The organism is Edwardsiella ictaluri ATCC 33202 (genome assembly GCF_000264785.1).
GTDB lineage: Bacteria > Pseudomonadota > Gammaproteobacteria > Enterobacterales > Enterobacteriaceae > Edwardsiella > Edwardsiella ictaluri.
On the sequence record NZ_AFJI01000023.1, the window covers coordinates 1 to 22,633 of the forward strand.

General features: G+C 56.7%; 20 protein-coding genes and 4 pseudogenes. 18 read left to right on the forward strand and 6 right to left on the reverse strand.

Annotated elements, in window-relative coordinates; all coding sequences use genetic code 11:
* The 7 genes and pseudogenes from ftsY to EIEH_RS02470 all read left to right on the forward strand — a co-directional run.
* On the forward strand, positions 1-1,174 hold a 1,174-nt coding region (ftsY, locus tag EIEH_RS02440), incomplete at its 5' end, for a signal recognition particle-docking protein FtsY (RefSeq protein WP_050977387.1).
* A gap of 5 nt (positions 1,175-1,179) precedes the next feature.
* Positions 1,180-1,851 carry a cell division ATP-binding protein FtsE gene (gene ftsE / locus EIEH_RS02445; RefSeq protein ID WP_015872870.1) on the forward strand — a complete coding sequence of 224 codons (672 nt, stop codon included), beginning with the start codon at positions 1,180-1,182 and terminating at the stop codon, positions 1,849-1,851.
* A complete protein-coding gene (gene ftsX, locus EIEH_RS02450) occupies positions 1,841-2,809 on the forward strand; it encodes a permease-like cell division protein FtsX (protein WP_015872869.1) in 969 nt (322 codons plus the stop codon). The genes ftsE and ftsX overlap by 11 nt, the downstream gene beginning before the upstream one ends.
* A gap of 306 nt (positions 2,810-3,115) precedes the next feature.
* Positions 3,116-3,970, forward strand: coding sequence for an RNA polymerase sigma factor RpoH (gene rpoH, locus EIEH_RS02455; RefSeq protein ID WP_015872868.1), 855 nt, complete (start codon positions 3,116-3,118; stop codon positions 3,968-3,970).
* A gap of 95 nt (positions 3,971-4,065) precedes the next feature.
* Positions 4,066-5,187 carry a sugar diacid recognition domain-containing protein gene (locus tag EIEH_RS02460; protein ID WP_015872867.1) on the forward strand — a complete coding sequence of 374 codons (1,122 nt, stop codon included), beginning with the start codon at positions 4,066-4,068 and terminating at the stop codon, positions 5,185-5,187.
* A 186-nt stretch (positions 5,188-5,373) separates the two neighbouring features.
* Positions 5,374-6,626: pseudogene (locus EIEH_RS02465) on the forward strand (GntP family permease).
* Between the two features lie 15 nt (positions 6,627-6,641).
* Positions 6,642-7,778 carry a glycerate kinase gene (locus EIEH_RS02470; RefSeq protein WP_015872864.1) on the forward strand — a complete coding sequence of 379 codons (1,137 nt, stop codon included), beginning with the start codon at positions 6,642-6,644 and terminating at the stop codon, positions 7,776-7,778.
* Here EIEH_RS02470 and panM read toward each other — a convergent pair.
* Positions 7,775-8,167 carry an aspartate 1-decarboxylase autocleavage activator PanM gene (panM, locus tag EIEH_RS02475; protein ID WP_015872863.1) on the reverse strand — a complete coding sequence of 131 codons (393 nt, stop codon included), beginning with the start codon at positions 8,165-8,167 and terminating at the stop codon, positions 7,775-7,777. The two genes, EIEH_RS02470 and panM, sit on opposite strands and share 4 nt — an antisense overlap.
* Positions 8,168-8,912: 745 nt before the next feature.
* On the opposite strand from panM, the gene EIEH_RS18770 reads away from it, so the two are divergent.
* From EIEH_RS18770 to EIEH_RS02500, 5 genes are read left to right on the forward strand one after another with little or no spacing between them, the layout of a single operon-like run.
* Positions 8,913-9,155 (forward strand): hypothetical protein, encoded by a 243-nt coding sequence (locus tag EIEH_RS18770; RefSeq protein ID WP_041730600.1) that lies wholly within the window; start codon positions 8,913-8,915, stop codon positions 9,153-9,155.
* Positions 9,156-9,195: 40 nt separating this feature from the next.
* Complete coding sequence (locus EIEH_RS02485; RefSeq protein ID WP_035608573.1) at positions 9,196-9,924, forward strand: transporter substrate-binding domain-containing protein; 729 nt, start codon at positions 9,196-9,198, stop codon at positions 9,922-9,924.
* Positions 9,925-9,937: 13 nt separating this feature from the next.
* Entirely contained in the window at positions 9,938-10,588 is a 651-nt protein-coding gene (locus EIEH_RS02490; RefSeq protein ID WP_015872859.1) for an amino acid ABC transporter permease, read from the forward strand.
* Between the two features lie 33 nt (positions 10,589-10,621).
* Positions 10,622-11,350 carry an amino acid ABC transporter ATP-binding protein gene (locus EIEH_RS02495; RefSeq protein WP_015872858.1) on the forward strand — a complete coding sequence of 243 codons (729 nt, stop codon included), beginning with the start codon at positions 10,622-10,624 and terminating at the stop codon, positions 11,348-11,350.
* Positions 11,343-12,014 carry an amino acid ABC transporter permease gene (locus EIEH_RS02500; RefSeq protein WP_015872857.1) on the forward strand — a complete coding sequence of 224 codons (672 nt, stop codon included), beginning with the start codon at positions 11,343-11,345 and terminating at the stop codon, positions 12,012-12,014. Before EIEH_RS02495 ends, EIEH_RS02500 begins: the two co-directional genes overlap by 8 nt.
* 93 nt (positions 12,015-12,107) lie before the next feature.
* Here the strand turns inward: EIEH_RS02500 and EIEH_RS02505 are convergent, their stop codons facing one another.
* From EIEH_RS02505 to EIEH_RS02515, 3 genes and pseudogenes are all read right to left on the reverse strand, one after another.
* Positions 12,108-12,878 (reverse strand): transporter substrate-binding domain-containing protein, encoded by a 771-nt coding sequence (locus tag EIEH_RS02505; protein ID WP_015872856.1) that lies wholly within the window; start codon positions 12,876-12,878, stop codon positions 12,108-12,110.
* Positions 12,879-12,893: 15 nt separating this feature from the next.
* Positions 12,894-13,458 (reverse strand): annotated as a pseudogene (locus tag EIEH_RS19575) (recombinase family protein).
* A 417-nt stretch (positions 13,459-13,875) separates the two neighbouring features.
* Positions 13,876-14,496: pseudogene (locus EIEH_RS02515) on the reverse strand (IS630 family transposase); the annotation flags it as partial.
* 20 nt (positions 14,497-14,516) lie between these two features.
* Between EIEH_RS02515 and EIEH_RS02520 the strand changes: the two are divergent.
* Together EIEH_RS02520 and ugpQ are read left to right on the forward strand one after the other, a co-directional pair.
* Positions 14,517-14,831: pseudogene (locus tag EIEH_RS02520) on the forward strand (TOBE domain-containing protein); the annotation flags it as partial.
* Positions 14,828-15,574 carry a glycerophosphodiester phosphodiesterase gene (ugpQ, locus tag EIEH_RS02525; protein WP_015872850.1) on the forward strand — a complete coding sequence of 249 codons (747 nt, stop codon included), beginning with the start codon at positions 14,828-14,830 and terminating at the stop codon, positions 15,572-15,574. The pseudogene EIEH_RS02520 and the gene ugpQ, both read left to right, overlap by 4 nt.
* 25 nt (positions 15,575-15,599) lie before the next feature.
* Here the strand turns inward: ugpQ and EIEH_RS17195 are convergent, their stop codons facing one another.
* Entirely contained in the window at positions 15,600-15,893 is a 294-nt protein-coding gene (locus tag EIEH_RS17195) for a hypothetical protein (RefSeq protein WP_015872849.1), read from the reverse strand.
* A gap of 287 nt (positions 15,894-16,180) precedes the next feature.
* Here EIEH_RS17195 and glpE point away from each other — a divergent pair, with 287 nt between their 5' ends.
* The 4 genes from glpE to glpD all read left to right on the forward strand — a co-directional run bounded on the left by glpE (position 16,181) and on the right by glpD (position 20,031).
* The gene (glpE, locus tag EIEH_RS02535; RefSeq protein WP_015872848.1) at positions 16,181-16,510 is read left to right on the forward strand and encodes a thiosulfate sulfurtransferase GlpE; all 330 of its coding nucleotides are present in this window, start codon (positions 16,181-16,183) and stop codon (positions 16,508-16,510) included.
* 40 nt (positions 16,511-16,550) lie between these two features.
* On the forward strand, positions 16,551-17,381 hold the full coding sequence (glpG, locus tag EIEH_RS02540; RefSeq protein WP_015872847.1) for a rhomboid family intramembrane serine protease GlpG: 831 nt from the start codon (positions 16,551-16,553) through the stop codon (positions 17,379-17,381).
* Positions 17,382-17,444: 63 nt separating this feature from the next.
* The gene (locus EIEH_RS02545; RefSeq protein ID WP_015872846.1) at positions 17,445-18,203 is read left to right on the forward strand and encodes a DeoR/GlpR family transcriptional regulator; all 759 of its coding nucleotides are present in this window, start codon (positions 17,445-17,447) and stop codon (positions 18,201-18,203) included.
* Between the two features lie 319 nt (positions 18,204-18,522).
* Positions 18,523-20,031, forward strand: coding sequence for a glycerol-3-phosphate dehydrogenase (glpD, locus tag EIEH_RS02550; RefSeq protein WP_015872845.1), 1,509 nt, complete (start codon positions 18,523-18,525; stop codon positions 20,029-20,031).
* Positions 20,032-20,076: 45 nt separating this feature from the next.
* Here the strand turns inward: glpD and glgP are convergent, their stop codons facing one another.
* Complete coding sequence (glgP, locus tag EIEH_RS02555; RefSeq protein ID WP_035608603.1) at positions 20,077-22,524, reverse strand: glycogen phosphorylase; 2,448 nt, start codon at positions 22,522-22,524, stop codon at positions 20,077-20,079.
* Positions 22,525-22,633: the final 109 nt, after the last annotated feature.

Genomic DNA, 22,633 nt, shown 5'->3' on the forward strand with positions numbered 1-22,633 from the left:
AGAGCAGGCAGAGCAGGCAGAGCAGATGGCGCAGGAGATCATCGTCGCCCGCGCGGCCGCCATGGCAACCGCGGCGCTGGATGTCTCCCCGGTATCCACCGAGGATTCGGTGGTAGAGACGTCGGCGGTGGCGCCTATCGTTGATCTGGCCGAGGTTGCACGCTCGCAAGAGACCGCCGATCTGCAGGATATCGACGCGGAAGAGGAGGCGTCGCCCGCGCCGATCAGCGTGCGTGAGCAGGAGAAGCCGGTGAAGGAGGGCTTCTTTGCCCGCCTGAAGCGTAGCTTGGTTAAGACGCGTCAAAATCTGGGATCCGGCTTTTTTAGCCTGTTCCGCGGCAAAAAAATCGATGACGATCTGTTCGATGAGTTGGAAGAGCAGCTTATCGTGGCCGACGTCGGCGTGGAGACCACGCGCAAGATCATCGACTCGCTGACCGCCCACGCCAGCCGCAAAGAGCTGAAAGATGCCGAAGCGCTGTACGGTAAGCTGAAGGAGGAGATGGGCGAGATCCTGCAGAAGGTGGATGCACCGCTGGATATCAGCGGGCATCAGCCCTTCGTTATTTTAATGGTTGGCGTTAATGGCGTGGGTAAAACCACCACCATCGGCAAGCTGGCCCGCCAGTTCCAGGCGCAGGGGAAATCAGTGATGCTGGCAGCGGGTGACACCTTCCGTGCGGCGGCGGTGGAGCAGCTGCAGGTCTGGGGCGAGCGTAACCATATTTCGGTGATTGCCCAGCATACCGGCGCCGATTCGGCCTCGGTGATTTTCGATGCGATCCAGGCGGCGAAAGCGCGTAAAGTGGACGTTCTGATCGCTGATACAGCGGGGCGTCTGCAGAATAAATCACACCTGATGGAAGAGCTGAAAAAAATCGTGCGGGTGATGAAGAAACTGGATGAGCAGGCACCCCATGAGGTGATGCTGACCATCGACGCCAGCACCGGGCAGAACGCCGTCAGTCAGGCGCGCCTGTTCAACGAGGCCGTTGGGCTGACCGGTATTACCCTGACCAAGCTGGACGGCACCGCCAAGGGCGGAGTGATCTTCTCCGTTGCCGATCGGTTTGGCATCCCGATTCGCTATATCGGCGTCGGGGAAGGCATTGAGGATTTGCGCCCCTTTAAGGCTGATGATTTTATTGAGGCACTTTTTGCCCGAGAGGATTAAAACGGATGATTCGCTTCGAACAGGTCAGTAAAGCGTATCTGGGCGGGCGTCAGGCCCTGCAGGGGGTGGATTTTCACCTGCAGCAGGGCGAAATGGCGTTTTTGACCGGCCACTCCGGAGCGGGGAAGAGTACCCTGCTAAAGCTGATTTGCGGTATTGAGCGCCCGAGCGCCGGGCATATCTGGTTTGGCGGTCACGATATCAGTCGGTTGAAGAACCGCGAAGTGCCGTTTTTACGCCGCCAGATCGGGATGATCTTTCAGGATCATCACCTACTGCTTGATCGTACCGTGTATGACAACGTGGCGATGCCGCTGATCATCGCCGGTGCCAGCAGCGAAGACATTCGTCGCCGGGTGTCGGCGGCGCTGGATAAGGTCGGCCTGCTGGATAAAGCGAAGAATTTCCCCATTCAGCTGTCCGGTGGTGAGCAACAGCGCGTCGGAATTGCCCGCGCGGTGGTGAACAAGCCGACGGTGCTGCTGGCTGACGAGCCGACCGGCAACCTGGATGAGGCGCTGTCCGAAGGTATTCTGCGCCTGTTTGAAGAGTTTAACCGCGTCGGGGTCACGGTGTTGATGGCGACCCATGACATGACGCTGATCGCCCGGCGTCGCTACCGTATCCTGACGCTCAGTCAGGGGCGCATGGCTGGAGGGGGGCAACATGAGCAGTAAACCCAATGCCCGGACGCGCCGCCCGGATAAGAGCAAGGCCCTGCGCGGCGGCTGGCGTGAACAGTGGCGCTATGCCTGGGTCAATACTCTGGCAGATATGCTGCGTCAGCCGCTGGCGACGCTGCTGACGGTGATGGTTATCGCGATCTCGCTGACCCTGCCGAGCGTGTGTTACCTAGCCTATAAAAACGTCAGTGAGGCTGCGACCCAGTGGTATCCTACGCCGCAGCTGACGGTGTATCTGGATAAGGCGCTGGATGACGATGCCGCCAGTCAGGTGATCGCGACCCTCAAGCAGCAGGATGGTGTGGCCAAGGTCAACTATCTGTCGCGTGAAGAGGCGTTGGGCGAGTTCCGCAACTGGTCTGGCTTTGGCGGCGCGTTGGATATGCTGGAGGAGAACCCTTTGCCTGCGGTGGCGATCATTACGCCGAAGCTGAACTTTGAGAGCAGCGCCACCCTGAACACCCTGCGCGATCGCGTGGCGGCGGTGAAGGGGGTGGATGAGGTGCGCATGGATGACAGCTGGTTTGCCCGCCTGGCGGCGCTGACCGGGCTGGTCGGCCAGGTGGCCGGAATGATCGGGGTACTGATGGTGGTGGCCGTATTCCTGGTGATCGGCAACAGCGTCCGTCTGAATATTTTTAGCCGCCGCGATACCATCAATGTGATGAAGCTTATCGGTGCGACAGATGGCTTTATTCTGCGTCCGTTTCTCAACGGCGGCGCGCTGCTGGGGTTCTGCGGTGCCCTGCTGTCGTTGATCCTGTCCCAGACCATGGTCTGGCAGCTGGACAGTGCGGTCGCGCGGGTGGCCTCGGTATTTGGCACCACCTTTACCCTGCACGGTCTCAGCTGGGATGAGTGTCTGCTGCTACTGCTGGTCGCGACCATGATTGGCTGGATCGCTGCCTGGCTGGCGACTGTTCAGCATTTACGCCGTTTTACGCCGCAGTAACACGATGTCATATCGCCTTATGCTATACTCTCCCCCCGTTGAGTCCGAGACGGGGGAGAGCCAGTGGCCTGACCCAAACTTGGTTTCCCGCCTGATATGGTTTTATTTCTCCCCCGGCACGTCGAAGCAGCGTATGCTTCTGTGAAGCTACTGTTGCAGATTTGTGCAATAATATCCGCTATAATAGTGAACTTGTGGAATGACTCACGGTCAAATTATTCAGGATCGTGCTAGCCTTTACCGTTTGGACCTTTTGCCCGGCCGAAAGCTGTAACGCACGGACTGTTATCGTATTGAGAGGGTTTGATGACCAAAGAAATGCAAACTTTAACCTTGGTTCCCCAGGGCAGTCTGGAGGCCTACGTGCGGGCTGCCAACGCCTATCCGATGCTGACGGCAGAGGAAGAGCGGGCGCTGGGGGAACGGCTGCATTACAAGGGAGACCTGGATGCAGCCAAACAGCTGATCCTGTCGCACCTGCGCTTTGTGGTTCATGTCGCCCGTAACTACGCTGGCTACGGACTGCCGCAGGCAGATCTGATCCAGGAGGGCAATATCGGCCTGATGAAGGCCGTGCGTCGCTTTAACCCCGAGATGGGGGTGCGCCTGGTATCATTTGCCGTGCACTGGATCAAGGCCGAGATCCATGAATATGTGCTGCGCAACTGGCGTATCGTTAAAGTCGCGACTACAAAGGCTCAGCGTAAGCTGTTCTTTAACCTGCGTAAAACCAAGCAGCGCCTGGGATGGTTTAATCAGGACGAGGTCGAGCTGGTGGCCCGGGAACTGGGCGTGAGCGAGAAGGACGTGCTGGAAATGGAGTCGCGCATGGCCGCTCAGGACATGGCGTTCGACCTGCCCGGTGATGACGAGCAGGAGGGTGCACCGGCAGCGCCGGTGCTGTTCCTGCAGGATAAGTCCTCTGACTTTGCCAATGAGATCGAGGATGACAACTGGGAAAGCCACGCCGCAGATAAGCTGAGCGTCGCCCTGGAGGGGCTGGACGAGCGTAGTCAGCACATCATTCGCGCCCGTTGGCTGGACAGTGACAATAAGGCCACTCTGCAAGAGTTGGCCGATCGCTATGGCGTTTCCGCAGAGCGCGTGCGTCAGCTGGAAAAAAATGCCATGAAGAAGCTGCGTATGGCGATAGAAGCCTGAGCGCGGTAACGGCAGGATAAGGGGCGATGCGACGGCATCGCCTTTTTTGTGTCCGAACGTCGGCATCGCCGCGCCGGGCGTACGATGGAGGATGTATGGACGGCAGCGATCTCAGTGAAGCCGTGGCCCGACAGATAGTTCACCGGGCGATGGAGATTATCGGCCACTCGGTCAACGTGATGGATGCCCGCGGCGTGATCATCGCCTCTGGCGATACGGCCCGCCTGCATCAGCGTCATGAGGGGGCGGTGCTGGTGCTGGCAGAAAATCGCCTCATTGAAATCGATGAGGCGGCGGCCCGTCAGCTGCGCGGCGTGCGCCCCGGGATCAATTTACCGATCACGTTCCACCGACGTCTGGTCGGCGTGGTGGGGATCTCCGGTGCGCCGGGCGAGGTGCGGGCCTATGGCGAGCTGGTGCGTATGGCGGCAGAGCTGATTCTGGAGCAGGCGGCACTGCTGGAGCAGAGCCAGTGGGAGAAACGCTATCGCGAGACCTTGGTACAGCAGCTGATTGCCGACGAGCGCGATGAGGCTCAGCTGGCGGCGACGGCGGCCTATCTGGGCGTTGACGTCGCGCAGCCGCGCATTGCGCTGCTGTTTACGCTGCAGGATGCCCACCATGAGACGCTGCGCGCTCTGCTGGAGGCCCTGACGGCGCTGCACCGCGAGGCGCTGATCGGGGTACAGGGCTTTGCCCAGCTGGTGATGCTGCTGCCCTGCGGCGACGGCGTGATGGAGAGCCCGGCGCTGCGCCGGACGGTGCGTCAGCTGACCCGCGGTATCGCGGCGCGTTTCGCGCTGCATATCTATGTCGGGGGGGCGTTCTCCGGTACCGGTGCTGTCTGCCGCTCCTACCGCAGCGCGCAGGCACTGCAGGCGCTGGCGCGTCGCCATGCCCTGTCCGGGACGGTGATTTATTACCAGGATCATGTGCTGCCGACGCTGCTGGAGCATCTGGCCGGCAGCTGGCAGGCGGATGAGTTGGGGCAGGTGTGGCGGCGGCTACAGCATCAGGATAGCCGCGGGGTGCTGTGCCGTACCCTACGGACATTTTTTGCTCAGAACTGTGAGCTGTCTCAAACCTCAAAACTGCTGCACATTCACGTCAATACCCTGCGCTATCGTCTGCAGCGGATCTCTGATATTACTAATTTAAATATCAACCAGTTACAGAGCGTCATTCAGCTTTATCTCGGTATGCAGCTGCACGGCTAATTTGGTCTTTCCTACAAAAACGGCGCCGATCCACGGCGCGTTTTCTGTCCGTTTCCCCCAAGCTTTTCCCCGCCTATTTTTCATAATGGCTCGGCATCGATGCTCTCCCGCTTGGCAGGAGAGCACTGAGTACCCTTTGCCGCCCTCGGCGGCCATACCGATAAAAATAACAAGAGGAGTCATTCTATGGTGACTGTATCCGCAACGGGGGCGCTGGTGGCGCTGATCGTTGCCATCATTTTGATTTTACGCAAGGTTCCTCCCGCCTACGGTATGATTGCCGGCGCGTTGGCCGGGGGATTGGTCGGCGGGGCCGATCTGGTGCAGACCATTGCCCTGATGATCGGCGGGGCGCAGGGGATCACCAGCGCAGTGCTGCGTATTCTCGGCGCGGGGTACTGATTGAGTCCGGCGCCGCCAGCGCCATCGCCGAGACGATCGTACGCCGCGTCGGCGAGGGGCGGGCGCTGCTGGCGCTGGCGGTGGCTACGCTGCTGCTGACCGCCGTCGGCGTCTTTGTCGATGTGGCGGTGATCACCGTGTCGCCGATTGCCCTGGCTATCGCTCACCGGGCCGACATCTCTAAAATGGCCATTCTGCTGGCGATGGTCGGCGGTGGTAAGGCGGGAAATGTCATGTCGCCAAACCCCAACACCATCGCCGCAGCGGAGGCGTTCAACGTGCCGCTGACCTCCCTGATGTTGGCCGGTATCGTGCCCGGACTGTTCGGCCTGGCTCTGGCTTACCTGCTGGCGCGGCGCCTGCGCGGGCACGGGAGTAAGGTTCAGGCCCATGAGCTGGTGGCCGCCGATCACGCCAGCCAGCCCGGCTTTATGGCCGCGCTGACCGCGCCGCTGGTGGCCATTGTGCTGCTGGCCCTGCGCCCCGTCGCGGGCATCGCCATCGATCCCCTGCTGGCCTTGCCGCTGGGGGGGCTGATCGGACTGCTGGCCATGGGGCAGTGGCGTCACGCCAACCGCTACATGGTCTCCGGGCTATCGCGCATGGCGCCGGTCGCAATTATGCTGCTGGGGACCGGTACGCTGGCCGGCATCATCGCTAACTCCGGATTGAAAACGGTGCTGATCGACGGCTTGGGCGTATCCGGTTTGCCCTCTTATCTGCTGGCGCCGGTCTCCGGCGCGCTGATGTCGATGGCCACCGCGTCTACGACGGCGGGCACCGCCGTGGCCTCCGCCGTCTTTAGCGCCACCCTGCTGGAGATGGGGATCACGGCGCTGGCCGGGGCGGCGATGATCCATGCCGGTGCGACCGTATTTGATCACATGCCGCACGGCAGCTTCTTTCATGCCACCGGCGGCAGCGTCAATATGCAGGTGCATGAGCGCCTGAAGCTGATCCCTTATGAAACCGCGGTCGGTCTGATGATCGCGCTGATTTCCACGCTGATGTTCGGCGTATTCCACCTGGCGGGTTAACGGAGAAGAGAGAGTATGAAAGTTGTGATCGCCCCCGATTCGTTTAAGGAGAGCCTGAGCGCCATGCAGGTGGCACAGGCGATTGAGCAGGGGTTTCGTGAGATCTATCCCGATGCCAACTACCTGCTGTTGCCGATGGCGGACGGCGGCGAGGGCACCGTCGATGCCATGGTGGCGGCGACCGGTGGGCAGCGCATCGCACAGACGGTTACCGGCCCGCTTGGGCAGCCTGTGGCGGCCTTTTTTGGCTGGCTGGGCGACGGCGGAACCGCGGTGATCGAGATGGCGGCCGCTTCCGGTTTGCATCTGGTGCCGCCCGGTCAGCGCGACCCGAGCATCACCACCTCCTACGGTACCGGTGAGCTGATCCTGGCGGCGCTCGATCGCGGCGCACGCCGATTGATCCTGGGGATCGGCGGCAGTGCGACCAACGACGGCGGTGCCGGAATGATGCAGGCGCTGGGCGCCAGGCTCAGCGATGCGCAGGGAGAGGCGCTGGCCTATGGCGGCGGCGCCCTGGGTGAGCTGGCACACATCGATCTGACGGGGCTCGATGCCCGGCTGGCGCAAACCGATATTCTGGTAGCCTGCGATGTCGATAATCCACTGTGCGGCCCGCAGGGGGCATCGGCGGTATTCGGCCCGCAGAAAGGGGCTACGCCGGAGCAGGTGCGTCGTCTGGATACCGCCTTACATCGCTATGGCACGCTGCTGGAGCAGGTCAGCGGCCGATCGGTGCTGAGGGTGGCGGGAAGCGGTGCGGCCGGTGGCATGGGCGCGGCGCTGTGTAGCCTGCTGAATGCCCGTTTGCGTCCCGGCATTGAGATCGTCACCGACGCGCTGGATCTGGCGCAGGCGGTGCAGGGGGCCAGCCTGGTGATCACCGGCGAGGGACGTATCGACAGCCAGACCGTACACGGCAAGACGCCGATCGGTGTGGCGCGGGTAGCGAAGGCCGCCGGCGTGCCGGTCATCGCATTAGCCGGGGGGATGACGCCCGACTATGGCGTGGTGCATGCCCATGGACTGGACGCAGTATTTTCGGTGCTGTGCCGCGTTTCCCCCCTGGAGGAGGTGCTGGCGCAGGCGCACGATAATCTGCGTGTTACGGCGCGCAACGTTGCGGCGGTCTGGCGCGCCGCGCGCGGTTAACGGCGCCAGCCCTCCGGCCGGCGGCTGAAGCCGCAGGCGCGCATAAAGCCGTCCATGATGGCGAGCTGCGCTGGCGGAATATCGCCAAGCGGCAGCTGCCAGGCGTGAATGTCCGGCAGCTGGCGCAGCGTATCCTCCACCAGGTACAGACCGACGCCGCGCCGCCGGGTGACCTCGCGAACTCTCAGATCGTGCAGGGTCGCGATGCCGTTATCCTGCGTCACCTTCACGGCTGCCAGCAGACGATCGTTAAAGCGGGCGACAAACAGCGCACCGCCGTTGTCCAGCCCGCGCTGCCATGCCTGCGGCGTTTGCTGCGGCCAGATTTTTTGCAGATCGCTCAGATCGGCGGCGTTGAGGGTATGCAGACGTTCAATGGTGAGTTTCATGGGCCTTCCATTAGGTGATGGGGAGCGCAGGCAGCGTGCCGTTCATTGTACGGCATTCCCGGCGCCGACGCTGGTGGGCGCGCGTGATACCGTCGGTCCCCTATCTCCCTTTACGCGGCCTCACGCATTGATAATGCTTCCCAGCCTGGCGCCGGGTGTCACGGTCACGCCATCTTTTATTTCATCCTGCGGCTATTTTTCTGTCATATGCACGTGGCATGGCACGCAGTGCAAATAATATTGATTGTAAATCAATATGTTGTGAGTGTGTGAGCGTTTCACCACGGAGAGATGGAATAGTTAACAAGGTAACAGTGATGCTGGCATCGCTGGCGATGCCCCTGACGCTGAGCGGCCCGGGATGGGCGGTCACCGAGCTCCTGTTCTGGCATTCAATGGATGCCGAGCTGGGTGAAAGAGGTGGATAGCTTGGCGGTGCGCTTTCAGGGCTTTGTTTGGTAAGGTCTTCCCCAGTCTGTCAATGCCGGTGTTTCAGGGTTTCTGTCTGCACGGCATTCCTTGCTCGCTACTCTCTTATCGCTTTGATTACGCGATTATTTTTAATATAAAGATGATGCTGATGACCAGGATTTACACGTTGTAGTATGACGCCATCAGGTTCGTCATATAAGAATTCTACCGGAAAACCATACGCTTCTTCTATCATCAGGTAGATATCTATATCAATAGGATAGTGATTTTGGCATATTTTTTCCTTACTGATACCTTGTGTTGAGCATTATATATGTATATTGCAGCACAGGAAGTGAGATTTGTTTCCTCCCAGGAAGGGGGGAGATCTCGTTGTGGTAGGATCAAGACATTATATGTACATGAAGCCATTCTGACTAACCTAGAAGAGCCACTAGATTACTATCTGGCAGATCAGGTGATGAAAAAGGTTAGAAAGAGATTTGTGCAACTGACTGCTAATGTCAGTAGTTATGATGTGACGCTCAAGGATGATGGAGTTCAAATTTATCAATAACTCTAGCAGGAAAATCATTTTGTAAAAATACAAAGCATTACTGAGCACTGTTGTAGTATTTGGCATTCTCTCATCACCAGCAATAGCGACTACAGAGCTAAATGTTGCTGTTGCGGCTAATTCCCCGCCGATGTTGTCAAAATCACCTTCAGGTAAGATTGAAGGGGTTGAGATGGATATTTTTAATGCGTTTTGTAAAAAGAATGATTGTACGCTGAGGGTCAAGGAATACACCTTTGAAGGGATGTTGGGGGCCTTAGCCAGCGGTCAGGCCGATGTAGCCTTTTCAGCAATATCCATTACGCCAAAACGTGAAGCTGTGATGGACTTCTCCAAGCCATACTATGAGAACTCTTGGAATTTGGTAAGCATGACCAGCAGAAATATTAAGATAACTGACTTATCACAACTCAAAAAATATAAAATTGGTTATCCGAGAGGCATGGCCTACTCAGGTCTGATTAAGAGCAAGCTGCAACCAAAAGGTTATTACCAGCTGAGCGACGTGAGGCTTTATCCTTCCTATAGTGAAACCATGCAAGACCTGAAAAATGGTAATATTGACCTTGCTTTTGTTGAAGACCCAGTATTAATCTTTTATAAAAATAAGAAAAATTATCCAATCATCAATAGCTATAGCTTTAAGAGGATGGATTCTCTTGGGTTTGCTTTTAAAAAGAACTCCCCTCTACGTAACCAGTTTAACCAGTTTCTGGATGAAGAAGGACAGGAAAAAATAAATGTTATTGTTGATAAATGGATGAAGTAGCGTCAGGTGCCACATGAACTGGACTGAACTGGTTAATGTTGTTTTACAACTGTCACAGGGAGTCATCACTACGACTCTAGTTACGGTCAGCTGTTTTATTACTGGTATGGTGGTGGCACTTTTGCTAACTGGCATACGGCAATTGGAGTTGCCAGGTGTTAGGCACTTACTTGATAGCTGTGTCTTTATATTTCGTAGTGTGCCAGTACTAGTACTAGTACTGGTTTTTCTGGTTTACTTCGGCCTACCTAACCTTGGCTGGAGTGTTTCAGCTATGATAGCGATCAATTTGAGCCTTGGCCTGATTGCTGCCGCTTTTTTGTCAGAGGTATTTCGTGGAGCCCTGAATGCGGTAGACCGAACTGAACTACTGGCAGCTAAATCGATGGGGTTGGGGCGTTTGCAGATTTTCTTCAATATAGAGGCTCCACAGATGATTCGTTTTTCCTTTCCAGGTGTGGTTAATGAGTTTAGTACCGTACTAAAGAACTCGGCATTTGCCTACACAATTGGTATTTCAGAAATTATGCGTCAGGCCATGGCTTTGACCTCAACTACCAACTTGGGTGTGCTTGTCTATGTCATAGTTGGTTTTTTGTATTTCTGTATTTACAAGGTGATTTTGTTTTTAATGGGACTGGTTGAGCATCGAATAGCTATTTAACTTAACACCTTGATATTTTTCTGGAGTGATGGAATGTCTTTAATTTCAATTCGTAATCTTGTAAAAAAATACGAAGAGAATTATGTGCTGGCAGGTATCGATCTTGATATTGAGAGTGGTGAAGTCAAGGTAATCATGGGGCCTTCTGGCTGCGGTAAGACGACACTGATCATGTGTCTTAACCGTCTGGTTGAGCCTGATTCTGGAGATATTTATATTCATGGGGAAAATATCATGGCCCCTGGAGTTGATATTCAACAATTACGAAAAAAATTTGGCTTTGTATTTCAAAGCTTTGCTCTATATCGCCATTTAACAGTGCGAGAAAATATTACTCTTGGATTACGGAAATTATGCGGCATGAGTCGGCAGCAAGCCAGTGAGCGGGCGATGCATGAGCTTGCACGCTTTGAAATGGCTGTGCATGCCGAGAAGTTGCCAAAACAGTTGTCTGGTGGGCAAAAGCAACGGGTTGCCTTGGCTAGGGCTTTGTCTATGGATCCTGAAATACTGATTTTTGATGAACCGACTTCAGCCTTGGATCCAATCATGACCCGAGAAGTCGCATCATTGATAAATAGACTACATGGCGGTGTTACCCTGGTTTGTGTGACCCACGATGTACTGTTAGCAGAACAGATTTCAGACAAGGTGACCTTTCTCGACAAAGGCATGGTACGGGCACAGGGTAGTATTCAGGCCTTGAAACAGCAGCAGCAGGAATCGATACGTGATTTCTTTGGGCGTTACGGTAATGTTTAATCAATGGATGAGTTTTCAGTCGGATCTTATAGATCAATTCCCTTTGATTCTGGATGGGCTATGGCACACACTGATGCTGGCCGGAGTTGTATCTATCACTGGGCTCTTGGGGGGGATGTTGTTACTGTATATGAAAATTAGTCGGCGAAAATGGTTGATTCGCAGTGTCGATGGTTACATTTCATTTTTTGTCGGTACTCCACTCATCGTACTATTATTTGTTGTCTACTATGGCTTGCCGAACTACGGTGTTCATTTATCGTCGTTTGCGGTGGCAGTACTAGGTTTTACCCTGAATGTATCAGCCTATAATGCATCTTATCTGTACTCAGCTTGGCTGGGACTGGATGAAGCAGAACTGCGGGCTGCTCGGGCGCAGGGTTTTACTGATTTACAGGTCTATTGGCATATTGTTTTACCACAAGTCTTTAGTCGTTCAACACCATCCCTGACCAATCAGGTGATCGCTAATCTTAAAGATAGCTCTTATGCGTTTCTGATTGGCTTTATTGATTTTTTTTCACGGATTCAGGAGGTAGCATCCACAAATTTTCAGTTCTTTCATGCCTATTTATTTGCAGCGCTGTCCTACATAGCCATGGTTTCGGTGATTGTGCTATCTGCTCGCCAGCTAGAAAAGAGGGGTATACCGTCGAGAGGCTGACCAACACTACGGAAGTATCCATGATATAGGAGCTCGACGAAAGAAGCCTTGAAAACTTTTCATATTCGTCATTTTATAAGTAAAAGCGTGTTGCTACTCTGTAGATATCTGCCACTTTCTGGAAAGCCTGCTTTTGTTTCCGTCAGATAGCCACTTGTCTATAGTTTTAAGAAGATACTTATTATCCTTCGCCATCATATAAACTTTATTGCTTACTGTTCCTGGTAAAATGTTCATAATTGATACACAGAAGATGCCAGGCTCATTGTTCTGGTAATAGTTACCCTCGAGTAAATCGGTAAACATGATATCAGCGCTGCGCTCACGGATCCGCTGCAAACTGGCGGTATTGTCTCTTTCACGAATAACCTTCGCATGCCTGATGTGTATGTCAACATAGTCCTGATTTGTGCCTCCCGGATTAACAACAACCCGGACTTCTGTATGGTCTATATCCTCAAGGGATTTGAAGTCATTAACCCTGTTGCACTGTGTCAGTGCTATTTTCCCATTTTTAAGAACAGGAGAGGAAAGTGCGAACTTTTCTCTTCTATCGGGGGTTTCAGTGACCCCTCCCATCGCAATATCAAACTTGTCAGCAGCCAGATCCGCTGATAACGTAGGCCAGCTACTCAGCACAAAACGGATATTGAGGTGCAACGCCTGGCCCAGTGAATGCGCCATATCAATATCAAAACCAACCAGATGCCCTTGCTTGTCGTGAAATGCAAGAGGAGCATAGTCACCAGGTACTCCCACACGTAACTCTCCACTCTGTTTAATATCCTGCCATCCTTTTGCCGTTGCGGAATGAATACCTGAAAGTGATAACAGAATCGTCAACCAAAAATGTATTTTTTTCATTTTCTCTCTCGATGTTTAGTCAATGTTTAAAACTATGGCTGCGAATAAAATATCCTTCCTGCCATTGCCACGGGAGAGTGTCCTATAGGCCGTCGGACGGGATATCGAAAATAACTCAGCCAGATCGCTGATAGAGTATTGTCCGACTTCATTCATCCGGCATAGCTCTTTTTGTTGTTTACCCGACAGTTTTTGCCGCATTCCCCGAAGATTTCCTTTTGCCCGGCAATGGACATCCCTTCACGGGTGCATAGCCGTATCAGATCGCCTTCAAACTCAGCTAACGTGGCCAGTACGTTGAAGAATATTTTCCCCATTGGGTCTGCGGGATCATAGAGGCTACCCAACGCCAACTTCACTCCCTTGGCTTACAGTGCGTCGGCTACCTGACGCGCATCAGGAAGCGGGCGGGCCAGGCAATTAAGTTTTGGTACTATCAGTGTGTCACTATTATGAACGGCGGCTAGCGCCTGATTGGTAAATCCTTTATCGGTGTAAATCCGGTCTGGGGATACACCGAGTTTCACCAGTGCTTCCTGTTGGTTGAGTACCGAGTATAGCCAACCCGTATTTCAGTCATAAAGTTTACGTTTAAGATGTCATGAAATAGATTAATATCGTACCAGTTATATGAGACAACGCCAGCAGTAATTTTTCCGAAGGTTCAAAAAATCATTTTACAGTCCGTTGAGCGATCTTCTTACGGACACGACTCATGAGGTCAGGATGACAGATCGTGATCAAGCAGTAGGCTGGCTGTTTTAAACAGTGTAGAGCAGGAAGCGCTGTATGGTCTCCCTGATTTCGAGGATGCACAGCGACTGGAGTGACCCTACCCCAAAATCCTGCGCCATTCAGAAACAGAATTCCGGCATGATAAACACTCCCTTGAACGGAGGTGGTGCCGATGAAAAAGTTACGATTCACCGAAGAGCAGATTATCTTTGCCCTGAATCTGAATAGCCACGGATAATCTAACTAACTGATCCTAATACCGCTACACTTTAACCAGTCTATGTTCCCCTCCGGGGAATGGGCTGACGGTATCCATAAAATGACGAACCTTTTTTAACAGTTGCCACATTGAACGGCACTGGTGATTTCGGGTTATTGTCTCATGAAGCGCCTGCCACAACTGTTCGATATGATTGACCCACGGCGAGTAAATCGGCTGGTAAATCACCTTGAACGTTGGGTTTGCTTTCAGCCAGCGCAATGTTTCACAGCTTTTGTGAATGATGTAATTATCGACAATGAGCATAATCGTTTTTGCCCGCCGGCATGTCGCCTTCAGATTTTTTAATTGTTTGATAAATAAGGATGAATATTTACTGTTTCCACTAACGTAGCTGACTTTACCCGTACCACTGTGCAGTGCGCCGGCAAGAGAGTACTTTTCATCCTGGCCCGGAGTGACGATGCGCTTTTGCTGCCCGCGTAGCTGCCAGTCAGCGCCGATTTTGGGATTGAGGTGGATATCCACTTCATCTTCGTAAAACACAGGGTATTCTGTGGTACAACTGGCTAACGCCACATTAATCGCTGCCATTTTTTCTTCCTTATTTGGGTCCCCGATACGCAGTGTTGGTGCTGCTCTGCGCCATACCAGTCCGGCTGCAGCGGCCGCTGCCAGCGCTGGCCGGCCGATCGCTGACGCTCGGGATCCGTCCTGAACACCTGCGGCGCGTCAGCGCGGCACAGGGCGAGACGGGGAATGCGCTGACCATTGACACACTGGAGCTGCTGGGTGCCGACAACCTGGCGCACGGGCGCACGGGCGCACGGGCGCACGGGCGCTGGGGTGCTCAGGGCGTCACCGTGCGTTTACCCTATCAGGTGGTGCCGGCCATCGGCAGCGTATTGCAGCTGGTGCTGCCGCAGGATAACCTGCATTTCTTTGAACCTGGCGACGGGCGGCGTATCGTGCTGCCCGCAGAGGAATCACCATCATGAGTCACTGGCCTTATCCGGCCATCGTCGCCCACCGCGGCGGCGGCAAACTGGCGCCGGAGAATACCCTGGCAGCAATCGATGTGGGGGCCAGCCATGGCCATACCATGATTGAGTTCGATACGAAGCTGAGTGCCGACGGGCAGATCTTTTTACTGCATGACGATACGCTGGAACGAACCACCAATGGCTGGGGCGTGGCGGGGGAGCAGCCCTGGGAGCGGCTGGTGTGCCTGGATGCAGGGGGGGGATTCGGCCGTCGCTTTGCCGGTGAGCCGCTGCCGTTGCTGAGCCAGGTCGCCGAGCGCTGCCGGCAGCATGGCATGATGGCCAATATCGAGATCAAGCCTACCCACGGCTGCGATATTGAAACCGGGCGGGCGGTGGCGCTGGCCGCCGCTGCTCTGTGGCAGGATACCGCGGTGCTGCCGCTGCTGTCCTCTTTCTCGCAACCGGCGCTGTCCGAGGCTCAGCGCGTTGCGCCGCAGCTGCCGCGTGGGCTGTTGCTGGAGGCGTGGGACGACGAGTGGCAGGCGCTGACCCATGCGCTGGGCTGCGTCGCGCTGCATATCGATCACCATGCCCTGAACGCCGAACGCGTGGCGGCGATCCGCCACGCCGGGCTGCATATCCTGGTGTATACGGTGAATCAGCCGCAGCGGGCGCGCGAGCTGCTCAACTGGGGCGTCGACAGCATCTGTACCGATCGCATCGACCTTATCGGCCCTGACTTCGCCAAACGCTGAGGAGGACGGTGCCCAGTGGCGGCGACTACTGCGCGCGCGGTGAGTTCGGTGCTGGCGTTACGCCCTGCTGGCTTTGCCACAGCGGATCGTTGCGCTGCATACGCTGATTCAGCTGCTGAATCTGCTGTGCTTGCGCGTCGCGCTGGATCTGCGTTTGGGTGTTGCGCAGACTCTGCTGAGCGGCACTGTTACGCTGTTGCTGAAACTGCTGCTGCTGCTGCTGGATCATCTGTTGCTGCTGCTGCATCAGGGTGCTATCGGCATGGGCGGACAAGAGAGGGCCGCCCAGCAGGCCCAGGGTGAGGGCGATGTATCTCATGGAAACGTCTCCGTCACGGCGGCACCGCCGGTATGGTCGTGCCTCTGCGCCAGTATAATCAACGGCGCGGCAGGGCGCGTGGCGTAAAGTGGGATAGTGGTGGGGGATTTTGTCCACAGTCCGGCCGATCGCGCTTTTTGTGCTTGCTTTTTAATGTAAAAGCCGCAATCTCTGGAGGAGCCAGCGAGCCTGCCCAGACTCGTCTTTGGCGGGTGTTCATGTACCGTTGTCGTATTCTGCATTTAACAAAATAGTTACAATGCGTCTCTTTTTGGGAGAGGTAGAGTATGGAGCAGTTTGAGACGATCGCCGTCGCGCAGGCGCAGCAGATGCTGGCGCAAGGGCAGGCGCTGTTGCTGGATATCCGGGATGCGCAGAGCTATGCCGCCGGACACGTGCCCGGTGCGCTGCATCTGACGGATGCGACGCTGCCTGCGCTGATGCGGCAGCATGACGGTGTTCAGCCGGTGATGGTGATGTGCTACCACGGCAATAGCAGCCGCGGCGCGGCACAGTATCTGCTGCACCAGGGGTTTGATGAGGTTTACAGTATTGATGGCGGCTTTGACGCCTGGCAACGGGCTTACCCTGAAGAGGTGGCCCGCGGCGGCGACTGAGGCACGTACCGTCAGCGGTTATCGATATAAGCAGGTATTCATGGTTCGTGTGATCACATTGCCCAACCCGCGTTTGGCACAGGCATTTATTGACTATATGGCGACACAGGGTGTGCGTCTGGAGGCGGAGAGCGGGTCGCAGGGCGTAGCCCTGTGGCTGGCGGATGATAGCCGTTTGGCGCAGGTCGAGCAGGAGCTGCAGCGTTTTTTGCAGGCGCCACAGCACCCGCGCTATCAGGCCGCCAGCTGGCAAAGCGGCTCGACCCACAGCGGGCTGCGCTATGCCCGTTTCGGCTACCTGCGCAGCTTTGCCCGCCAGAGCGGCCCGTTGACGATCGGGGTGACGCTGCTGTGCATCCTGGTGTATCTGCTGCAGCTGGCGCTGGGCGATGGCGCGGTGATGGCCTATCTGGCCTGGCCCGCGGATGCGGCGCAGCACTATCAGCTGTGGCGCTACTTCACACCGGCGTTGCTGCACTTTTCACCGCTGCACATCATTTTCAACCTGATGTGGTGGTGGTATTTGGGCGGTCAGGTTGAGAAGCGTCTAGGGGCCGCCAAGCTGGCGCAGATAGCGCTGGTTTCCGCGCTGATGAGCGCCTGGGCACAGTCGCTGTTCAGCGGGATTTTCTTCGGCGGTCTGTCCGGTGTCGTGTATGCCCTGATGGGCTATGTCTGGTGGTGCGGCGAACGTGCACCGCAGTTTGGCGTCGCCATGCCGCGCGGCCTGATGCTGTTTTCGCTGCTGTGGCTGGTGGCCGGCTATTTCAACTGGTTTGGCCTGGCGATTGCCAATGCCGCTCATGCCGGTGGCCTGGTAATAGGCCTGCTGATGGCGTTCTGGGATATGCGCCATTTCCGCCGACAGTGAGGCTCCCGCCCGCTGTTCCGTTTTAATGCTGCCGGGAGAGCCGGTAAACGCAGGGGAATTTACGTGAAACAAACGCAGCGCCATGAAGCGATTATCGATCTGGTCCGTCAGCGGGGCTATGTCAGCACCGAGGAGCTGGTCGAACACTTCGACGTGAGTCCGCAGACCATCCGCCGCGATCTGAATGACCTGGCTGAACAGAATAAGATCCACCGCCATCACGGCGGCGCTGCGATGCCATCGAGTTCTGTCAACGCAGCCTATCACGATCGCAAGGGAATGTGGTCGGAAGAGAAGGCGCGTATTGCCCGGCAGGTCGCCAGCATGATCCCCGATGGCGCCACCCTGTTCATCGACATCGGTACTACGCCAGAGGCCGTTGCCTATGCCCTGCTAAACCATCATAACCTGCGGGTGGTGACCAATAACCTCAACGTGGCCAGCTTGCTGATGGTGAAAGAGGATTTTCGCCTGATCTTGGCCGGTGGTGAAGTCCGCACCCGCGATGGCGGCATCGTCGGCGAGGCGACGCTCGACTTTATCTCTCAGTTCCGCCTGGACTACGGTATCCTTGGCATCAGCGGTATCGATATGGACGGATCTCTGTTGGAGTTTGATTATCACGAGGTGCGCACCAAGCGGGCGATCATTGAGAATTCCCGCTGCGTGATGCTGGTAACGGATCACTCCAAATTTGGCCGTAACGCGATGGTGAATCTGGGGAGCATGGAGCTGGTGGACTATCTGTTTACCGATCAGCCGCCGCCGCAGGGACTGCAAAAAGTGATCGAACAGCACAGTGTTCAGCTGGAGATCTGCTAGGAGATCTCCCGTCACGACGTATGGCGTCGACGCTGATCCCATTCCCCCTCCGCCCGCAATGGGACGCTATCGGCGCCCCATTGACCGACCCCTGCGCCACCCCTTTTGCACTCATCTGCCTTTGCGCCTGTTGGGCGGCCCGATGCGGGAATCGGTTTGCTATTATCCACACCATATGTAATGACAATATCAACTTTGTGTTATCTGCGTTGCATTGATGTGTTTTTATTTGGTCAACTGATGGTGTATTTGTTGCTTATCGCATATCATAATGCTCGAAATCGAACATTGTGGCGTGTGGCAGAGAGCGGGAGGAGTCGTGGACATCAAAGACGTAATCGTCATCGGTGGCGGTATTAACGGTGCGGGTATCGCAGCCGATGCTGCCGGTCGCGGGCTATCGGTTCTGATGTTGGAGGCGCGCGACCTCGCCTGCGCCACTTCGTCGGCCAGCTCGAAGCTGATCCATGGGGGCCTGCGCTATCTCGAACACTATGAGTTTCGATTGGTGAGCGAGGCTTTGGCGGAGCGTGAGGTGCTGCTGAAGATGGCGCCGCACATCGCCTTTCCGCTGCGCTTTCGCCTGCCGCATCAGCCGTATTTACGCCCGGCCTGGATGATCCGCGCGGGCCTGTTTCTGTATGATCATCTCGGTAAACGCACCAGCCTGCCGGGCAGCTGCGCCCTGCGCTTCGGCGCCAGCTCAGTGCTGAAGCCCAGCCTGACGCGTGGCTTTGAGTACTCCGACTGCTGGGTGGACGATGCCCGCTTGGTGGTGCTCAACGCAATGGCGGTGGTGGAGCGCGGCGGTGAGGTGCGCACGCGCACCGAGGTGACCCGCGCCTGGCGTGAGGAGGGCATATGGGTGGTGGAGGCGTGCGACATCGACAGCGGGGAGACGCTGACCTGGCGCGCCCGTAGTCTGGTCAATGCCACCGGCCCGTGGGTCAAGCAGTTGTTTGATGACGGACTGCAGCTCAAGTCCCCCTACGGTATCCGGCTGATCAAGGGGAGCCATATCGTGGTTCCGCGGGTGCATGACCAACCGCAGGCGTATATTTTGCAAAATGAGGATCAGCGCATCGTCTTCGTGATCCCGTGGCTGGATACGTTCTCCATCATCGGCACCACCGATGTGGAGTATCACGGCGATCCGCGCGCGGTGCAGATTGACGAGGGCGAAATAGACTATCTGCTTCAGGTCTACAATCGCCACTTTGTGCGCCAGCTGAATCGGCAAGATATCGTCTGGACCTACGCTGGGGTGCGCCCGCTGTGCGACGACGAGTCGGATTCGCCGCAGGCGATCACCCGTGACTATACGCTGGATATTCACGATAGGGACGGTGTGGCGCCGCTGCTGTCGGTCTTCGGCGGTAAGCTGACCACCTATCGTAAGCTGGCGGAGCATGCGCTGGAGAAGCTGCGTCCCTACTATCCGCACTGCGGCGATGCCTGGACCAGGGGGGCGGTGCTGCCCGGCGGGGAGATGGGTTGCGATCGGGACAGCTATGCCGTCGCGCTGCGTCAGCGCCACGACTGGCTGCCTCAGGCGCTGGCGCGCCGCTATGCTCATACCTACGGCGCGCGCAGTGAGCGGTTAATCGGCTCTGCGGCGTCACTGGCCGGTTTAGGCGAACACTTCGGCCATGGGCTGTATGCGGCGGAGCTCGACTATCTGGCGGCGCACGAGTGGGTCGCGACGGCAGAGGATGCCCTGTGGCGCCGCACCAAGCTGGGGATGTGGCTGGATGACGCTCAGCGTCAGCGGGTGGCCGAGTGGCTGGCGGCCCGGCGCCCGGCGGCGGAGACATCGTCGTCTTCCTGAAAATAGCCAAGGCCCCCTGCGGGAGGCCTTGGCTCGCTGGGCCACTCAGAGCTTGACCGGTTTGATCTGCCAGATCTCGTCGGCATACTCACGAATGGTGCGGTCTGACGAGAAATACCCCATGTTGGCGATATTCTGCAGCGCCTTACGCGCCCACTCGTCGGGGTGGGCGTACACCTCATCCACCTGATCCTGCATATCGACATAGCTGCGGTAGTCCGCCAGCAGCTGATAGTGATCGCCAAAGTTAATCAGCGCATCAAACAGACTGGCGTAGCGCCGCGGCTCCTCTGGGCAAAACAGCCCGGAGGCTATCTGGTTCAGCACCTGGTTCAACTCCGGATCGCGCTCGTAGTAGTCGCGTGGGTTATAGCCGTTACGCCGCAGCGCCTCCACCTCCCCGGTAGTATTGCCGAAGATAAATATATTTGCGGCGCCGACCTGCTCGCGGATCTCAACGTTGGCGCCGTCCAGGGTACCGATAGTCAGCGCGCCGTTAAGGGCGAACTTCATATTGCTGGTGCCGGAGGCCTCGGTGCCGGCGGTCGAGATCTGCTCTGACAGATCGGCCGCTGGAATGATCAGCTGCGCCAGGCTGACGCTGTAGTTGGGGATGAAAACGACCTTCAGCTGACCGCCCAGCCGCTCGTCGGCGTTGATCACCCTGGCGACGTCGTTGATCAGGCGGATGATCAGCTTGGCATTGTAGTAGGCGGAGGCCGCCTTACCGGCGAAGATTTTCACCCGTGGCACCCGCTCCGCGTCCGGCTCCTGCAGGATACGGTTATACAGCGTAATGATGTGCAGCACGTTGAGCAGCTGGCGCTTATATTCGTGAATGCGTTTGACCTGGACGTCAAACAGCGCCTTGGGATTAATCACCGTATTCAGGTGTTGTGCGACGTACATCGCCAGCTGGCGTTTATTGTGTTGCTTGGCCAGTTGAATTTCGCGGATAAAGGTGGGGTAGTCGGCGTGCGGTAGCAGCTCGCTGAGCATGCTCAGATCGGTGCGCCAGCGCTGCCCGATAGCGCCGTCCAGCACCTTTGACAGGGACTGATTGGCCAGCGCCAGCCAGCGACGGGGGGTTATCCCGTTGGTTTTGTTACAGAAGCGCCCAGGGAACAGGCGGGCGAAGTCGGCGAACAGTGAGGTCACCATCAGCTCTGAGTGCAGCTTGGAGACGCCGTTGACCTTGTGGCTGGCAACCACCGCCAGCCAGGCCATACGCACCTGACGGCCGTTGCTCTCATCGATGATCGACACCCGGCGCAGCAGGGCATCGTCGTCGGGGTAGGCGCTCTGCACCTCCTTGAGAAAGTGGTCGTTGATCTCAAAAATGATCTGCAGATGGCGCGGCAGAATACGTCCCAGCATATCCACCGGCCAGGTTTCCAGCGCCTCGCTCATCAGGGTGTGGTTGGTATAGGAGAAGATCTGCATGACGGCCTGCCAGGACTGCTCCCAGTCGTAGTGATGCTCGTCGATCAGCAGGCGCATCAGCTCCGGAATGGAGAGCACCGGATGGGTGTCATTCAGGTGGATGGCCACCTTGTCTGCCAGGTTATCCAGCCGATGGTGGGTGAGCAGATGACGGCTGATGATGTCCTGCACTGTCGCCGAGACCAGAAAGTACTCCTGGCGCAGACGCAGCTCGCGCCCGCAGTAGGTCGAGTCGTCCGGGTAGAGTACACGCGATACGTTTTCCGAATGGTTTTTATCCTCAACGGCGGCAAAGTAATCGCCCTGGTTGAATTTACCCAGGTTAATCTCGCTGCTGGCACGCGCCGACCACAGACGCAGGGTATTGGTCGTGCAGATATCAAAGCCGGGGATTATCTGATCGTAGGCCAGCGCCAGAACCTCTTCGGTCTCCAGCCAGCGGCTGCGGTTGCCCTCCTGCTGGATGCGGCCGCCAAAGCGAACCCGGTAGCGGGTATTGTGGCGGACGAACTCCCAGGCGTTACCATACTCCAGCCAGTTGTCCGGTGATTCGGCCTGCCGCCCGTTGACGATATTCTGTTTGAACATGCCATATTCATAGCGGATGCCATAGCCGTTGGCCGGCAGCCCCTGGGTCGCCATCGAATCCAGGAAGCAGGCCGCCAGTCGCCCCAGACCGCCGTTGCCAAGCCCCGGGTCCAGCTCCTCGTTCAGCAGCTCATCCAGATCGATGCCCATTTCATCGAGTGCTTTTTTGGTTTCGTCATACACGCCGATAGCCATCAGGGCGTTGGAGAGGGTGCGTCCCAGCAGGAACTCCATCGAAAGGTAGTAGACCTGGCGCAGATCCTGCGAGTATTGGGCGCGAACCGAGCGCAGCCAGCATTCAACGATACGGTCGCGAACGGCGAACAGGGTCGCATTCAGCCAGTCGTGCTGGTTGGCGACGGAGGGATCCTTGCCGACGGTAAACATCAGCTTATAGGCAATAGAGTGTTTGAGCGCCTCAACGCTGATCACGGGGGACGTATAGTTAAAGGGTGAGTTAATCATGACAGCTCCCGATCCTCGGTGCCGGGCCATGCCCGGTTATGGTAGTACGGCGTTGGCCCCTGCGCATATCCATGTGCTGCCAGGGGTTGTTCCGCCAGAGGGCCGA

Bases quoted from the DNA above. Each gene is read 5' to 3' on its own strand.
- ftsE (WP_015872870.1), top strand. From the start codon at position 1,180: ATGATTCGCTTCGAACAGGTCAGTAAAGCGTATCTGGGCGGGCGTCAG.
- ftsX (WP_015872869.1), top strand. From the start codon at position 1,841: ATGAGCAGTAAACCCAATGCCCGGACGCGCCGCCCGGATAAGAGCAAG.
- rpoH (WP_015872868.1), top strand. From the start codon at position 3,116: ATGACCAAAGAAATGCAAACTTTAACCTTGGTTCCCCAGGGCAGTCTG.
- EIEH_RS02460 (WP_015872867.1), top strand. From the start codon at position 4,066: ATGGACGGCAGCGATCTCAGTGAAGCCGTGGCCCGACAGATAGTTCAC.
- EIEH_RS02470 (WP_015872864.1), top strand. From the start codon at position 6,642: ATGAAAGTTGTGATCGCCCCCGATTCGTTTAAGGAGAGCCTGAGCGCC.
- panM (WP_015872863.1), bottom strand. From the start codon at position 8,167: ATGAAACTCACCATTGAACGTCTGCATACCCTCAACGCCGCCGATCTG.
- EIEH_RS18770 (WP_041730600.1), top strand. From the start codon at position 8,913: ATGTATATTGCAGCACAGGAAGTGAGATTTGTTTCCTCCCAGGAAGGG.
- EIEH_RS02490 (WP_015872859.1), top strand. From the start codon at position 9,938: ATGAACTGGACTGAACTGGTTAATGTTGTTTTACAACTGTCACAGGGA.
- EIEH_RS02495 (WP_015872858.1), top strand. From the start codon at position 10,622: ATGTCTTTAATTTCAATTCGTAATCTTGTAAAAAAATACGAAGAGAAT.
- EIEH_RS02500 (WP_015872857.1), top strand. From the start codon at position 11,343: ATGTTTAATCAATGGATGAGTTTTCAGTCGGATCTTATAGATCAATTC.
- EIEH_RS02505 (WP_015872856.1), bottom strand. From the start codon at position 12,878: ATGAAAAAAATACATTTTTGGTTGACGATTCTGTTATCACTTTCAGGT.
- ugpQ (WP_015872850.1), top strand. From the start codon at position 14,828: ATGAGTCACTGGCCTTATCCGGCCATCGTCGCCCACCGCGGCGGCGGC.
- EIEH_RS17195 (WP_015872849.1), bottom strand. From the start codon at position 15,893: ATGAGATACATCGCCCTCACCCTGGGCCTGCTGGGCGGCCCTCTCTTG.
- glpE (WP_015872848.1), top strand. From the start codon at position 16,181: ATGGAGCAGTTTGAGACGATCGCCGTCGCGCAGGCGCAGCAGATGCTG.
- glpG (WP_015872847.1), top strand. From the start codon at position 16,551: ATGGTTCGTGTGATCACATTGCCCAACCCGCGTTTGGCACAGGCATTT.